At 70.6% G+C, this 13,379-nt stretch carries 12 protein-coding genes; 7 read left to right on the forward strand and 5 right to left on the reverse strand.

Features of this window, described 5'->3' with window-relative positions; all coding sequences use genetic code 11:
• The first annotated feature begins 164 nt into the window (after positions 1-164).
• Genes Q0741_RS01575 through Q0741_RS01590 form a run of 4 tightly spaced genes read left to right on the forward strand, consistent with a single transcriptional unit; the run spans position 165 to position 6,717 of the window.
• Positions 165-1,460 carry an efflux RND transporter periplasmic adaptor subunit gene (locus Q0741_RS01575; protein WP_298231448.1) on the forward strand — a complete coding sequence of 432 codons (1,296 nt, stop codon included), beginning with the start codon at positions 165-167 and terminating at the stop codon, positions 1,458-1,460.
• 19 nt (positions 1,461-1,479) lie between these two features.
• A complete protein-coding gene (locus Q0741_RS01580; RefSeq protein ID WP_298231449.1) occupies positions 1,480-4,644 on the forward strand; it encodes an efflux RND transporter permease subunit in 3,165 nt (1,054 codons plus the stop codon).
• Positions 4,637-6,118 (forward strand): efflux transporter outer membrane subunit, encoded by a 1,482-nt coding sequence (locus Q0741_RS01585; protein ID WP_298231450.1) that lies wholly within the window; start codon positions 4,637-4,639, stop codon positions 6,116-6,118. The genes Q0741_RS01580 and Q0741_RS01585 overlap by 8 nt, the downstream gene beginning before the upstream one ends.
• Positions 6,118-6,717 carry a TetR/AcrR family transcriptional regulator gene (locus Q0741_RS01590; protein ID WP_298231451.1) on the forward strand — a complete coding sequence of 200 codons (600 nt, stop codon included), beginning with the start codon at positions 6,118-6,120 and terminating at the stop codon, positions 6,715-6,717. The genes Q0741_RS01585 and Q0741_RS01590 overlap by 1 nt, the downstream gene beginning before the upstream one ends.
• A gap of 434 nt (positions 6,718-7,151) precedes the next feature.
• Here the strand turns inward: Q0741_RS01590 and Q0741_RS01595 are convergent, their stop codons facing one another.
• The gene (locus Q0741_RS01595; protein WP_298231452.1) at positions 7,152-7,505 is read right to left on the reverse strand and encodes a hypothetical protein; all 354 of its coding nucleotides are present in this window, start codon (positions 7,503-7,505) and stop codon (positions 7,152-7,154) included.
• Positions 7,506-7,750: 245 nt separating this feature from the next.
• On the opposite strand from Q0741_RS01595, the gene Q0741_RS01600 reads away from it, so the two are divergent.
• Positions 7,751-8,185 carry a hypothetical protein gene (locus tag Q0741_RS01600; RefSeq protein WP_298231453.1) on the forward strand — a complete coding sequence of 145 codons (435 nt, stop codon included), beginning with the start codon at positions 7,751-7,753 and terminating at the stop codon, positions 8,183-8,185.
• A 30-nt stretch (positions 8,186-8,215) separates the two neighbouring features.
• On the opposite strand, the gene ada is transcribed toward Q0741_RS01600, so the two are convergent.
• Both ada and Q0741_RS01610 read right to left on the reverse strand, forming a co-directional pair.
• Positions 8,216-9,340 (reverse strand): bifunctional DNA-binding transcriptional regulator/O6-methylguanine-DNA methyltransferase Ada, encoded by a 1,125-nt coding sequence (gene ada, locus Q0741_RS01605; protein ID WP_298231454.1) that lies wholly within the window; start codon positions 9,338-9,340, stop codon positions 8,216-8,218.
• A gap of 140 nt (positions 9,341-9,480) precedes the next feature.
• A complete protein-coding gene (locus Q0741_RS01610; RefSeq protein WP_298231455.1) occupies positions 9,481-9,801 on the reverse strand; it encodes an H-NS histone family protein in 321 nt (106 codons plus the stop codon).
• 401 nt (positions 9,802-10,202) lie between these two features.
• On the opposite strand from Q0741_RS01610, the gene Q0741_RS01615 reads away from it, so the two are divergent.
• Together Q0741_RS01615 and Q0741_RS01620 are read left to right on the forward strand one after the other, a co-directional pair.
• On the forward strand, positions 10,203-10,418 hold the full coding sequence (locus tag Q0741_RS01615; RefSeq protein WP_298231497.1) for a translation initiation factor IF-1: 216 nt from the start codon (positions 10,203-10,205) through the stop codon (positions 10,416-10,418).
• The gene (locus tag Q0741_RS01620) at positions 10,415-10,648 is read left to right on the forward strand and encodes a hypothetical protein (RefSeq protein WP_298231456.1); all 234 of its coding nucleotides are present in this window, start codon (positions 10,415-10,417) and stop codon (positions 10,646-10,648) included. Before Q0741_RS01615 ends, Q0741_RS01620 begins: the two co-directional genes overlap by 4 nt.
• A 15-nt stretch (positions 10,649-10,663) precedes the next feature.
• Here Q0741_RS01620 and Q0741_RS01625 read toward each other — a convergent pair whose 3' ends face one another.
• Positions 10,664-11,668 (reverse strand): trypsin-like serine protease, encoded by a 1,005-nt coding sequence (locus tag Q0741_RS01625; protein ID WP_298231457.1) that lies wholly within the window; start codon positions 11,666-11,668, stop codon positions 10,664-10,666.
• A gap of 116 nt (positions 11,669-11,784) precedes the next feature.
• Positions 11,785-13,323, reverse strand: coding sequence for an ATP-binding protein (locus Q0741_RS01630; RefSeq protein WP_298231458.1), 1,539 nt, complete (start codon positions 13,321-13,323; stop codon positions 11,785-11,787).
• Positions 13,324-13,379: the final 56 nt, after the last annotated feature.

The raw sequence follows: 13,379 nt of genomic DNA on the forward strand, positions 1-13,379 counted from the left end.
GGGTGTCCCTCGCCGCGCCCTGCCCGCTTGCGCGGGCCGGCGGGAGGTTTTTCCCGCGACTTCGTCCAGGTCGCGCTGCTGCGATGCAGCATTCCGGAGAAACCCGTAGAATGAACGTTCATTCAGTAAACGTTACCAGGCGTTCCTCCCGCCTGCTTCCTGCCATGCCCCTGCTGCGTCCGCCCTATCGCCTGACCTTTTCCACCACCTTGCTGGCGCTGGCCTGCGCCACCGTCATGCTGGCAGGCTGTTCCAAGGGACAGAACCAGCAGGCGGCGCCGGCCGCGCCGCCGCCCGCGCAGGTGGGCGTGCTGACGGTGCAGGCGCAGCCGCTGACGCTGCGCACCGAGCTGGCGGGCCGGACCTCGCCCTACCTGGTGGCGGAGGTACGGCCGCAGGTGGGCGGGATCATCCAGAAGCGGCTGTTCGAGGAAGGAAGCTTCGTCAAGGCCGGGCAGACGCTCTACCAGATCGACCCCGCCACGCTGCAAGCCGAGCTGGAAAGCGCCCGCGCCTCGTTGGCCAAGGCGCAGGCCAACGTCGCCACCGCCGAGCTGCGCGCGCGGCGCTACGACGAGCTGGTGGCCATCGACGCGGTGAGCAAGCAGTCGCGCGACGACGCGCAAGCCGCATTGCTGCAGGCCCGGGCCGACGTCGCCACCGCGAGCGCGGCGGTGCGCACGGCGCAGATCCGCGTGGAGTACGCCCGCGTGAGCGCGCCCATCTCCGGCATCGCCGGGCGCTCCACCGTCACGCCCGGCGCGCTGGTCACGGCCAGCCAGGCCGCGGCGCTGGTGACGGTGCAGCAGCTCGACCCGATCTACGTGGACATCCAGCGCGCCAGCGCTGAACTGCTGCAGCTGCAGAAGGCCTTTGCCGCCGGCAAGCTGCAGCGCATCGACGCCGGCCGCGCCCGCGTCAAGCTGCAGCTCGAGGACGGCAGCGACTACGCGGTGGAAGGCACGCTCAAGTTCGCCGAGGCCACCGTGGACCCCAGCACCGGCAACGTCACGCTGCGCGCCGTGTTCCCCAACCCCAAGGGCACGCTGCTGCCGGGCATGTACGTGCGCGCGCTGCTGGACGAGGGCTCGACGCAGCAGGCCATCCTGGTGCCGCAGCGCGCCATCACGCGCGACCCCAAGGGCAACGCCCTGGCCATGGTGCTGGGCGAAGGCAACAAGGTCACGCCGCGCCCGCTCAAGGTGGACCGCGTCGTGGGCGACCAGTGGCTGGTCAGCGAAGGCCTCAAGCCCGGCGACCAGCTGATCGTGGATGGCCTGCAGAAGGTGCGCCCCGGCGCGACCGTGACGCCGGTGCCCGTGTCGGCCTCGGCGCCGGCCTCGGGCGTCCCGGGCGCGCCGGCCGGCGCGGCGGCTTCCGCCTCGGCCCCGGCCGGTGGCCTCGCCGTGGCCCCTGCCGCCTCCTCGGCCTCCGGCGTCGCGCCGACCGCCGCCAACTGATCACGCGAGTCGCTTCCCCATGTCACGCTTCTTCATCGATCGGCCCATCTTCGCGTGGGTGATCGCCATCATCATCATGCTGGCCGGCGCGCTGGCCATCCGCACGCTGGCCATCGAGCAGTACCCGCCGATTGCGCCGCCGCAGATCACCATCAACGCGACCTACCCCGGCGCCTCGGCCAAGACGCTGGAGGACACGGTCACGCAGATCATCGAGCAGCGCATGAAGGGGCTCGATGGCCTGACCTACATGTCCTCGACCAGCGACTCGCAGGGCAACGTCGCCATCACGCTGACCTTCCAGGCCGGCACCAACGCCGACATCGCGCAGGTGCAGGTGCAGAACAAGCTCGCCGCGGCCACCTCGCTGCTGCCGCAGGAGGTGCAGCGCCAGGGCGTGCAGGTGGTCAAGAGCCGCATCAACTTCCTGATGGTGCTGGGCTTCGTGTCGGAAGACGGCCGCATGGACCGCAACGACATCGCCGACTACGTGTCCTCGCAGGTGGTGGACCCGCTCAGCCGCGTTCCCGGCGTGGGCGAGGTGACCCTGTTCGGCGCGCAGTACGCGATGCGGATCTGGCTGGACCCAACCAAGCTCGACCAGTACCGGCTCACGCCCGCTGACGTCGCCGCCGCCATCCGCGCGCAGAACGCGCAGGTCTCGGCCGGCCAGATCGGCGCCGCGCCGGCGCAGGCCGGGCAGCAGCTCAACGCCACCGTGACGGCGCAGACGCGGCTGCAGACGCCGCGGCAGTTCGAGGCCATCCTGCTCAAGACCACCGCCGACGGCGCGCAGGTGCACCTGCGCGACGTGGCACGGGTGGAGATCGGTGCCGAGAACTACTCCCTGGAGTCCCGCTACAACGGCAAGCCCGCTGCGGGTGTGGCGCTGCGCCTGGCCACCGGTGCCAACGCGCTGGACACGGCCGACGCGGCCCGCGCCGAGCTCGCGCGGCTGGAAAAGAACTTCCCCGCCGGCCTGAAGGCCGTCGTCGCCTACGACACCACGCCCTTCGTGCGCCTGTCCATCGAGGAGGTGGTCAAGACGCTGGTCGAGGCCGTGGTGCTGGTGTTCCTGGTGATGTTCCTGTTCCTGCAGAACTTCCGCGCCACGCTGATCCCCACGATCGCCGTGCCGGTGGTGCTGCTGGGCACCTTCGGCGTGATGTCGGTGGCGGGCTTCTCCATCAACACGCTGACCATGTTCGGCCTGGTGCTGGCCATCGGCCTGCTGGTGGACGACGCCATCGTGGTGGTGGAGAACGTCGAGCGCGTGATGACCGAGGAAGGGCTCTCGCCGCGCGAGGCCACGCGCAAGTCGATGGGCCAGATCACCGGCGCGCTGATCGGCATCGCGCTGGTGCTCAGCGCCGTGCTGGTGCCCATGGCCTTCTTCGGCGGCTCCACCGGCGTGATCTACCGCCAGTTCTCCATCACCATCGTCTCGGCCATGGCGCTGTCGGTGCTGGTGGCGCTGATCCTCACGCCGGCGCTGTGCGCCACCATCCTCAAGCCGCTGCACCGCGGCGAGCACCACGCGCACGGCCGTTTCTTCACCTGGTTCAACCGCACCTTCGAGCGCGGCACGCAGGGCACGCAGCGCAACGTCTCGCGCATCCTGAGCCGGCGCAAGCGCTGGCTGCTGGTGTACGGCCTGATCGTGCTGGGCCTGGCGGCGCTGTTCGCGCGGCTGCCGCAGTCCTTCCTGCCTGACGAGGACCAGGGCATCCTGTTCACGCAGATCCAGCTGCCCGCCGGCGCCACGCAGCAGCGCACGCTGCAGGTGATCGAGCGCGTGGAGAAGCACTTCCTGGAAACGGAAGCCTCGCGCGTGCAGTCCATCTTCACCGTGGCGGGCTTCAGCTTCGCCGGCCGCGGAGAAAACATGGGCATCGGCTTCGTGCGCATGAAGGACTGGAGCGAGCGCACCAAGCCCGAGGACAACGTGCGCGCCATCGCCGGCCGCGCCATGGGGACCTTCATGCAGTGGCGTGACGCCATGGCCTTCGCCTTCGCGCCGCCGGCGGTGATCGAGCTGGGCAACGCCACGGGCTTCGAGTTCTACCTGCAGGACCAGGCCGGACTGGGCCACGAGGCGCTGATCCAGGCGCGCAACCAGTTCCTGGGCATGGCGGCGCAGGAGCCCACGCTCGCCGGCGTGCGCCCCAACGGGCTGGACGACTCGCCGCAGCTGCGCATCGACGTGGACCAGGCCAAGGCCGGCGCGCTGGGCGTGACGGTGGCCTCGATCAACGAGCTGCTGGCCACCGCCTGGGGCGGTTCCTACGTGGACGACTTCATCGACCGCGGCCGCGTCAAGCGCGTGTACATGCAGTCCGACGCGCCCTTCCGCATGCAGCCCGAGGACCTCAACGACTGGAAGGTGCGCAACGCGCAGGGGCAGATGGTGCCGTTCAACGCCTTCGCCACCGCCCACTGGGAGCTGGGCTCGCCGCGCCTGGAGCGCTTCAACGGCGTGGGCGCGGTGCAGATCCAGGGCCAGGCCGCGCCGGGCACCAGCTCGGGCGAAGCGCTCAAGACCGTGGAGCGGCTGGCGGCGCAGCTGCCGCCGGGCTTCAACGTCGCCTTCAGCGGCCTGTCGTACCAGGAGCGCCTCTCCGGCTCGCAGGCGCCGGCGCTGTACGCGATCTCGATCCTGGTCGTGTTCCTGTGCCTGGCCGCGCTGTACGAGAGCTGGTCCATCCCCTTCGCGGTGATGCTGGTGGTGCCGCTGGGCGTGCTGGGCGCGGTGCTGGCCGCCTTCGGCCGCGGGCTGAGCAACGACGTGTACTTCCAGGTCGGCCTGCTGGTGACGGTGGGCCTGTCGGCGAAGAACGCGATCCTGATCGTGGAGTTCGCCAAGGACCTGGTCGAGCAGGGCCACGGGCTCGTGGAGGCCACGCTGGAGGCGGTGCGGCTGCGGTTGCGCCCGATCCTGATGACCTCGCTGGCCTTCGGCCTGGGCGTGATGCCGCTGGCGCTGGCCTCCGGCGCGGGCTCCGGCAGCCAGAACGCCATCGGCACCGGCGTGCTGGGCGGCATGCTCGCCGCCACGGTGCTGGGCATCTTCTTCGTGCCGCTGTTCTTCGTCGTCGTGCGCAGCCGCTTCAAGGGCAAGCGCGCGCCTTCGGCCGCCGATTCGGCCGGCATCTCCAACGCCGGCACGGTGGGTGACCATGCCTGAGATCCAGAACCCCATGACGAGCTCCTTCCGTCCCCGCCTGGCCGCGCTGGCGCTGGCTTCCCTGACCTTCCTGGGCGGCTGTGCCAGCCTGGCGCCGACCTACGAGCGCCCGGCCGCACCGGTGCCGACGCAACTGGGCGAGGCCGCGGCCGAGGCGCCGGCGGTGCCGGTGGCCGATCTGGGCTGGCAGGCTTTCTTCGCCGACGCGCGGCTGCAGCAGGCCATCGAGCTGGCCCTGCGGAACAACCGCGACCTGCGCATCGCCGCGCTCAACATCGAGCGCGCCCGCGGCCTGTACGGCGTGCAGTCTGCCGACACGCTGCCCTCGGTGGGCGTGGCCGCCGGTGAAAACGCGCAGCGCGTGCCCAGCGATCTGAGCACCACCGGCCAAGGCCGGGTGACGCGCCAGTACAGCGCGACGCTGGGCTTCAGCGCCTACGAGCTGGACCTGTTCGGCCGCGTGCGCAGCCTGCGCGAGGCCTCGCTGCAGCAGGTGTTCGCCACCGAGGCGGCGCGGCGCACCACGCACATCGGCCTGGTGTCGCAGGTGGCCGGCAGCTGGCTGACGCTGGCCGCGGACCGCGCGCGGCTGGAGCTGGCGCAGGCCACGCTCAAGAGCCAGGGCGACACGCTGCGGCTGACCGAGCGGCGCCACGAGCTGGGCGTGTCCTCCGACCTGGACGTGCAGCGCGCGCGCACCACGGTGGAGTCGGCCCGCGCCGACGTCGCGCGCTACGCCGGCCAGGTGCAGGCCGACCTGCAGGCGCTGCAGCTGCTGCTGGGTGCGCCGCTGCCGCCGGAAGCGATGCCGGGCACGGAAGCCACGGCGCTGGCCTTCGCGCCGCTGCCCGCGGGGCTGGGCTCGGAGGTGCTGCTGCAGCGCCCGGACGTGATGCAGGCCGAGCGCGACCTGCAGGCGGCCAACGCCACCATCGGCGCGGCGCGCGCGGCCTTCTTCCCGCGCATCTCGCTCACGGCCTCGGTGGGCACGGCCAGCTCCTCGCTGTCGGGGCTGTTCGGCGCGGGCTCGGGCATCTGGAGCTTCGTGCCGCAGCTGGCGCTGCCGATCTTCGACAACGGCCGCAACCGCTCCAACCTGCAGGTGGCGCAGGCCGACCGCGACATCCGCGTCGCGGCCTACGAGCGCAGTATCCAGGCCGCCTTCCGCGAGGTGGCGGACGGGCTGTCGCAGCGCCAGAGCCTGGTGGAGCAGCTTGCGGCGCAGCGGGCGCTGGAGGAAGCGGCGTCGCGGGCGCAGTTCCTGTCACAGGCCCGCTTCGAGCGCGGGGTGGACGACTTCCTGAGCGTGCTGGACGCGCAGCGTTCGCTGTACGCGGCGCAGCAGGGGCGCATCTCCACTGCGCTGGCGCAGCAGCTCAATGCCGTGACGCTGTACAAGGCCCTGGGCGGTGGTTGGGAAGCGACCACGCGCACCGCGGCGGCCGGGGACACGCCGGCTGCCGTCGCACGCTGATGGCCCCGCTGACCGACACCGAGCGCGCCGAGCAGCGCCGCCAGCAGGTGCTAGACGCCGCGGCGCAGTGCTTCCGCGCGCACGGCTTCCACGGCGCGAGCATGGCGGAGATCGCGCGCACGGCGGGCATGAGCCCGGGCCACATCTACAACCTGTTCGAGAACAAGGAAGAGCTGATCGCCGCCATCGTGGCGCGCGACCAGGCGCTGTGGCTGGCCAGGGCCGAGGCCATGCTGCGCGAACCCGACGTGGCTCGGGCCATGCTCGACGGGGTGTGCAACGGCGTGAGCGACTGCACCGCCCTGCCCGATGCCGCGCTGCGGCTGGAAGTGGCGGCGGAAGCGGGACGCAACCCCAAGCTCGCCGCCATGGTGCAGGCTGCCGACGCCGCCAGCCGCGAGCGCTGCGAGGCGCTGCTGCGCGCGGCGCTGAACCAGCGCGGCTTGTCCATCGACGCGGCCACGCTGCGCGCCCGCGCCTCGGTGCTGGCCGCGCTGTTCGACGGGCTCATGGTGCGCAGCGTGCGCGACCCGGCCATGGACAAGCCAAAGCTGGTGACGCAGATCCGGCGCTTGGTGCAGGCGCTGATCGAGGCTTGACCGAACCCTGGGGCAGGGCATTATTCGCCAGAGCACAGGGTTCAACAACATACACGAATCTACGAAACCCCTGGTTGCCCGCGAATTCCGTCGATTGCGGGCTTTTCCCTGATCTGACTGCCTTCCCCTGCTCTTGCTCCTTCACTGGGTTTGGCCGTTCGCTTCCTGGTTGCCCTGGACGCGGCCGCTACAGAGCGTTCCTCGCCCTGCGATTCTTGGGATGCGGGCCGGCTGTGTGAGGAGGTTTAAGGGGAATACAGGCTTGGCAACAGGTGCGGTCTCGCGAGTTTGGGTGAGGTTGGTATTTGGAAAGCTACGTGTATGTTGTGATTCATCGCTTCCAACCTCGGGAGCTCCGTGTGTCGGCCTCGAACACCCATGGGCACAAAAAACCGGCCGCGCAAGGCGGCCGGTTCGGTAGGGCCCGTGAGCTTTCAAACCGTCGGGGGCGTGGCCGTCGTGGCGGTGGCTTGGCGGGTGGCCTGCTGCGTCGCCTTGGCCAGCGTGGTGGGCGCCTGCTGCATCAGCGTGGCACCGCCCTGGCCGAGTTCCATGAGGAACTCCATGTAGTTCTTCATCAAACCCATCATCAGGTCGGCAATCGCGTTGGGCGCCACCGGCATCGGCGCCAACGTGGCGGGCGACTGCTGCATGAAGATGCGTTGCGCCTGGGTCATCGCCTGCGACACCACCTCGGGCGACAGGGAGAACTTGGTGAACAGTTCGAGATTGGATTGAGCCAGCTTGGTAAACGGGGCCATGAACGGCTGCATCAGGTCGGTGGACATGGAGGGTGGCTCCTGAAGTCGTGAACAGAGTCAGGGCCCGCCGCCGGCTGCGCCAGCCCGGGCCTGCGAAACAACCCCGTCGGCAACGGCAACCAGCCCGCAGGGGCCGCTCGGGGTTTGTACGGATACAGCACGTGGCGCTCCCGCTCCACCGCGCGCGACGGCCGGCAGGACGCACCGCCCGCGCATCGATGCCGAAGGCCCCCGACTGCCTCAGGCACGGCAACCGTGGTGACAATCGAAGCATGGTTGCAAAGCCTTTTCTTGCGGTCGGCGCTCTGCTGCTGACCTTTACCGTCTCCGCGCACGCCGCGGCCGATCCCGACAAGCTGCGCTGCGTGGCGGCGCTCAAACTGCATTCCAACGACCTGGCGCAGCAGGTGAAGGAAGGTGACGCGGCGCGCCGCCCCGAGTTGCTGCAGGTGCTGCGCCAGGGTGGCGCCTTCATTGGCGAGGCTTACCTGCAGCGCGCGCTGGGCAACGAGGACCAGGCCAAGGCAGAGCTGGCCCAGGCTGAGGCCAGCGTGCGCGCGCTGCCGGCGCCACAGGTCCAGGCACTGCGCAGCCAGTGCGGCGCCCGGGCCAACACCATGATCGAGAACGCTCCGGGCTGGCAGCGCATGGTGATCGACCGCTTCGCCCAGGCGCGCATGGACAAGCTGCTGCGCCAGACGCACTGACTCGACCTGGCACTTCGGGCGCCGCCCGGCTCAGGCCGGCGCTGGGCTCGAAGCCGGTGCGCCGGTGCCCTCCTCCCGGGCCGCGGCGGATTCGCACGCCAGCAGCGCGCGCTTGCGCTCCACGCCCCAGCGGTAGCCTGAGAGACTGCCGTCCCGGCGCACGATGCGGTGGCAGGGAATGGCCACGGCCAGCACGTTGGCCGCGCAGGCGCCGGCCACGGCGCGCACCGCGGCGCTGGCCCCGATGCGTGCGGCCAGCTCGGCATAGCTCAGCGTCTGCCCGGGCGGAATCTGCTGCAGCGCCTGCCACACGCGCTGCTGGAAGGCCGTGCCGCGGATGTCCAGCGGCAGCACCACCGGCTGCCGCGGGTCGTCCACCAGCCCGATCACGCGCGCCATCAGCGCCTCGAAGTCGGGATCACCGCCGTGCAGCGCCGCTTGCGGGAAGCGGTCCTGCAGCTCGCGCACCAGCGCCTCGGGATCGTCGCCCAGCGAGATCGCGCACACGCCGCGCTCGCTGCAGGCCACCAGGATCGCCCCGAGCGCGCACTGCCCCACCGCGAAGCGGACCTGCGCGCCGGCCCCGCCCGCGCGGTAGCGACCGGGCGCCATGCCCAGCAGCGCGTCGGACTGGGCATAGAAGCGCCCGCTGGAATTGAAGCCGGCGCCGTACAGCGCCTGCGTCACGCTGTCCTCGGCCTGCAGCCCGGCTTGCACGCGGCGCGTGCGCACGGCCTGGGCGTAGGCGCGCGGCGTCAGGCCCGTGGCGGCCTTGAAAACGCGGCGCAGCTGTGCCGCGCCCAGTCCCGCCTCGCGCGCCAGCGCCTCCAGCGGCGGTGGCGTCTCGCTGGCCTCTATGCGCCGGCACAGCGCCGCCACGGCCTGGGCGCGCCGTGCCGCCGCGCCGGGACCGTCTGGATCGCAGCGCCTGCAGGCGCGAAAGCCCGCCGCGCGCGCCGCCTCGGCGTCGTCGAAGAACAGCACGTTATCCGGCCGGGCGTGGCGCGACGGACAGCCGGGCCGGCAGTAGATGCCGGTGCTGCGCACGGCGTAGATGAAGGAAGCCTGGGCATCGCGCGCCAGCACGGCGGCCCAGCGGGGGTCCGCGCCGCAGGTGGTGGCAGGGACGGCATGGGAAAGGTCATTGCTGTTCATGGCGGATCGGGAGCCGGAATCGCTTCGATGGTGCGACTGTAGGTGCGCGCACCGGCGCCGGCACTCCGGAAGCGAACATCAAATCCGCCCCCGCCAACCGCGCATCCCGCGCCTCGGACCGCGCGGCGATGACGGGAAACTCAGGCCGGCCCGGCGCCCTGCTGCTGCAGCGCCTGCTGCTCCTGCTGGTATTCCGGCTTGAGCTCGACCACGCGGTAGCCCTCTTTGAGCAACGCCTTGCGCAGCCATTCCGGATGCTCGCCATCGCCGTTCCAGGTTTCTCCGGTAATGGGATGGCGGTATTTCACATAGCCCGGCGGCGGCAAATTTCGCGGCAGCACCGGGACCACCTTCGGGTCACCGAGCTCTTCCGGACCGATGTTCCAAAACTCCATCAGTTGCCGAATCTGGTGCAGCGCGATGCGCCGCGCCTTGCTTGCGTTGTCGAGGTCGTCGGTCATCGATCGGCAGGATTGAAGCCAAGCCCAGTGAAGGCGGCCTGCGCAACATCAGCAAGCGGCGCGCCTTGTAAGACAATATTACATTTTTGCCGAGAATAGCTGGTATTCGACTATTGAATTTTTCGCTCGGAAAACCACAGCTTTCTTCCTTATCGGGATGACGGCCCCGTTTCCATCCCAACCAAGCAGCGGCGCGGCGCGGATGCAAGCGAAAAACGCGCCAGCGGCAAGGTCGCTTTTCAAGCGGCACGGGCCCACTGGCTGTAACTGATACCATTTTTGCGACGGTCCGCATTCGGCGGTCCGCGCCTCACAGCCCGCGCCCGACCGACGCGGGCCGGTGCCACGGTCCACGGCTCGGTCCATGCACCGGTGAACCCGTCGCGCATGCGGCGTAGACACTGCTCCCGGCTCCCGGCCGGGTCCTGTTCAACGGCCGCGAGCTGGTGGCCTCCCTCACCGCCGGACGCATGCGCAAGCACCGCAGCCGCACCCTTGCCGGCGACAGCGTCTCGCTGGAGCTTTCGCCTTGCGGCCTCGGCAAGGCCCCTATCACTTTCCACCACCTGGAGCACCGTACTCCGGGAGCAACCACGCCAGGAGCACATGCACGATGAAGACCCAAGACCAGCAGCCGCCCGCCACCGTCATCCAGGACGACGGCCTGCGCTACAAGCGCAAGGCCGCCGGCTCGCCCTTCAGCTCCGGCGGCGGCAGCGGCATGCACCAGACCACCATGTCGTGCTTCAAGTGCGGCACGCACCGCCCGCGCGCCGAGCTCACCACCAAGCGGCTGCTGGGCAAGAACCAGCTCGTGTGCGCCGCCGGCTGCAACAAGACGCGCTGAGCGCAGGCCACGGCCTCAGCGCGCGTTCTTCCAAGTCGTGAGGTTGTCGGCCACCGCGTGGTTGATGCGCGTGCCGCTGTTGTTGCCCTCCTCGGCGGCATAGGTGTGGATGCCCACCGCGCAGGTGCCGAAGCACTTGGCGCGGCTGGCACCGCGGTCGGCCTCGATCACGGGCGAGCCGCTCTGGCCATTGGCGGTGTCGAGCTGGTAGCGGATCTTGCGTGGCTCGCTGATGGCGATGCTGCCGCTGGCCCCCCACAGCGACTTCGGCGGTGACTTGTCTCCTGCATAGCCCATCAGCAACACCGGCAGGCCTACCAGCGAATCCTGCGTCGCGTAGTAGCCGAGCCAGCCGGTGGTCTTGCCGATCTCGCAGTTGAGCTTCACGGCGCCGTAGTCGAAGGCGTCGCTGCCCTCGCCAAAGCTGCTCTGCACCCAGCGCGCCACGGCGAAGAGCCGTCGCGCGCCGCAGGAGCCGAAGGGTGCCGCGCCGGCGTTGTAGGCGGGATAGAAGCGCACGTTGGTGCTCCAGCCGCCGTCGTAAACGCAGTGCCCGGCCGTGGCCACCGTGTCCTTGCTGATGAGGAAGCCCGTGCAGCTGAAGTCGCTGCTGCCCTGGGAATAGGTCAGCAGCCCGATGGCGCGATACGGAAAACCCGACTCGCGCGGGTACACGCGAAAGCGCCGGTCCGCGCCCACCACGCTCTCGGGCCGCACATCCGTCCCGCGCCGCGCATAGGGCGGCAGCTTGGGCTTGTAGCGCCGGTTGAAGGCCTCCAGCTCGGCGCCGCTGAGCTTCATGGCGGGGAACTCCGCCACGGCATCCGGCGCCGTGCCCGCGCGCAGCGCACCTTCGAAGGCCTCGCCCGCACCGGCAGCCAGCGCCGACGCGGTCGGCGCGCTGCCGTCGCTGGTGAGCGTCACGTGGTCACCGCCCTGCGCGTGCGCCACGGCCCCGCCCAGCGCCACCACGGCGCCGGCCAGGCGCCATGCGGCCCTGAAAACCCTGGCTCGATTCATGAATCCGTCTCCCTGTCACGAGCTCCGCCCCCGGAGCACCATTGATCATGGAGCAGGTTGCGCGCCCATCGGGTCCGGGCGAGAGGCGGCAGATGGCCGGCCGCGGGCGCGGAACCTCAGCCCGCGTCCAGCTCCAGCGTGGCGACGGTGCCGCCGCCGCTGCGCGCGGCGATGCCGAGGCTGCCACCCATGGCCTCGGCCAGGCGGCGCGAGATCACCAGGCCCAGCCCGGTACCAGGGATGGCCGAGCGCTCGCGCCCGGCGCGCGCGAAGGGCTGGAACACCTGCTGCAACTGCTCGGCCGTCATGCCGATGCCGTTGTCGGAGAAATGGATGCGCACCCGCCCCTGCTCGCTGCACGCCGTCACGCGCAGCTCACCGCCCGGGCGGTTGTACTTGATGGCGTTGCTCGCCAGATTGGAGAGGATCTGGTGCAGCCGCGTCTCGTCCGCGCACACGGCCAGCTGCCCCGGCACCTCGTCCACCAGGTTGACCCGCTGTGCCTGCGCCTGCGGCATGAGCAGCGACAGCGCGTGGCGCACGCAGCGCGCCAGCGGCACCGAGCCCAGTTCCAGTTGCAACTGCCCTTCGTGGGCGCGCTGCAGCACCAGCAGGTCGTCCACCATCGCCAGCAGATGGCGTCCCGCGGACTCGATGTGGCCCAGGTACTCGCTTGCCTGCGGTTGGGAGCCGTCCGCGGGCATCAGCCGCAGCAGCTGCGTGAAGCCCAGCACCGCGTTGAGCGGCGTGCGCATCTCGTGGCTCACGCGCGACAGCAGTTGCGCCTGCGCCTGCTGTTGCGCCTGGCGCCGCTCCAGCGCCCGACGCTGCTCCTCCAGCTCGGCGCTGCGGCGCTGCGCCTCCTTCTGCGCGCTGAGGTCCTGCACCTGGTAGAGCAGGCGCGGCACGGCATCGTGCGGCTCCAGCAGCGACACGCTGACCTGCGTCCACAGCTCGCTGCCGTCGCTGCGCAGGTAGCGCTGCTCGAACTGCACGCCGCGGCCGTGGCCGTCGCGCAGCGGCTCGAGCTGCCGCGCCTGCCTCGCGACGTCCTCGGGATGCACCAGCGCCGCGTGCTGGCGGCCCTGCAGCTGCGCCGCGTCCAGCCCCAGCAGCCGCGCCAGCGTGGCGTTGGCCTGCAGCACGTCGCCCTGCAACGACACCAGCGCCATGCCCAGCGGTGCGTCGTCGAAGACATGGCGCCAGCGCTGCTCGCTGTCCAGCAGCCGCCGCTCCATCTGCGCCCGCGCCAGCGCCACCTCGATGCTCGCGCGCAGCTCGTCGGACTGGAACGGCTTGCTGAGATAGCCATAGGGCGTGGCGCCCACGGCCTGCGCCACCGTGCCGACGTCGGTGTGCGAGGTCAGGAAGATGACCGGCTGCGCCGCACCCGCGTGCCGCAGCTGCTCGGCCGCCTGCACGCCGTTGACCGGACCGCGGATGTTGATGTCCATCAGCACCAGGTCCGGCCGGGACTCCAGCACCAGGGACACGGCCTGCGCAGCGCTGTCGGCCGGGCCGACCACCTGGTAGCCCATGTCCTCCAGCTGCAACTGCAGGTCAAGCGCGATGACCGCGTCGTCCTCGACGATGAGGATGGCGGGCGACGACGCGTGGGCCGACAGGCGGCTTTGTAGAAGAGAGCTGTATTCCATGGCGGGGGTACTGCATCCCTCGCCGCGCGCCGGCAGGCACCCGGGGAAAAGAATGC

This window comes from uncultured Azohydromonas sp., from assembly GCF_937926365.1.
Taxonomy (GTDB): Bacteria; Pseudomonadota; Gammaproteobacteria; order Burkholderiales; family Burkholderiaceae_C; genus Azohydromonas.

Coding starts and splice junctions, on each gene's coding strand:
- Q0741_RS01630 (WP_298231458.1), bottom strand. CDS start 13,323: ATGGAATACAGCTCTCTTCTACAAAGCCGCCTGTCGGCCCACGCGTCG.
- Q0741_RS01625 (WP_298231457.1), bottom strand. CDS start 11,668: ATGAATCGAGCCAGGGTTTTCAGGGCCGCATGGCGCCTGGCCGGCGCC.
- Q0741_RS01600 (WP_298231453.1), top strand. CDS start 7,751: ATGGTTGCAAAGCCTTTTCTTGCGGTCGGCGCTCTGCTGCTGACCTTT.
- Q0741_RS01590 (WP_298231451.1), top strand. CDS start 6,118: ATGGCCCCGCTGACCGACACCGAGCGCGCCGAGCAGCGCCGCCAGCAG.
- Q0741_RS01595 (WP_298231452.1), bottom strand. CDS start 7,505: ATGTCCACCGACCTGATGCAGCCGTTCATGGCCCCGTTTACCAAGCTG.
- ada (WP_298231454.1), bottom strand. CDS start 9,340: ATGAACAGCAATGACCTTTCCCATGCCGTCCCTGCCACCACCTGCGGC.
- Q0741_RS01580 (WP_298231449.1), top strand. CDS start 1,480: ATGTCACGCTTCTTCATCGATCGGCCCATCTTCGCGTGGGTGATCGCC.
- Q0741_RS01620 (WP_298231456.1), top strand. CDS start 10,415: ATGAAGACCCAAGACCAGCAGCCGCCCGCCACCGTCATCCAGGACGAC.
- Q0741_RS01585 (WP_298231450.1), top strand. CDS start 4,637: ATGCCTGAGATCCAGAACCCCATGACGAGCTCCTTCCGTCCCCGCCTG.
- Q0741_RS01575 (WP_298231448.1), top strand. CDS start 165: ATGCCCCTGCTGCGTCCGCCCTATCGCCTGACCTTTTCCACCACCTTG.
- Q0741_RS01610 (WP_298231455.1), bottom strand. CDS start 9,801: ATGACCGACGACCTCGACAACGCAAGCAAGGCGCGGCGCATCGCGCTG.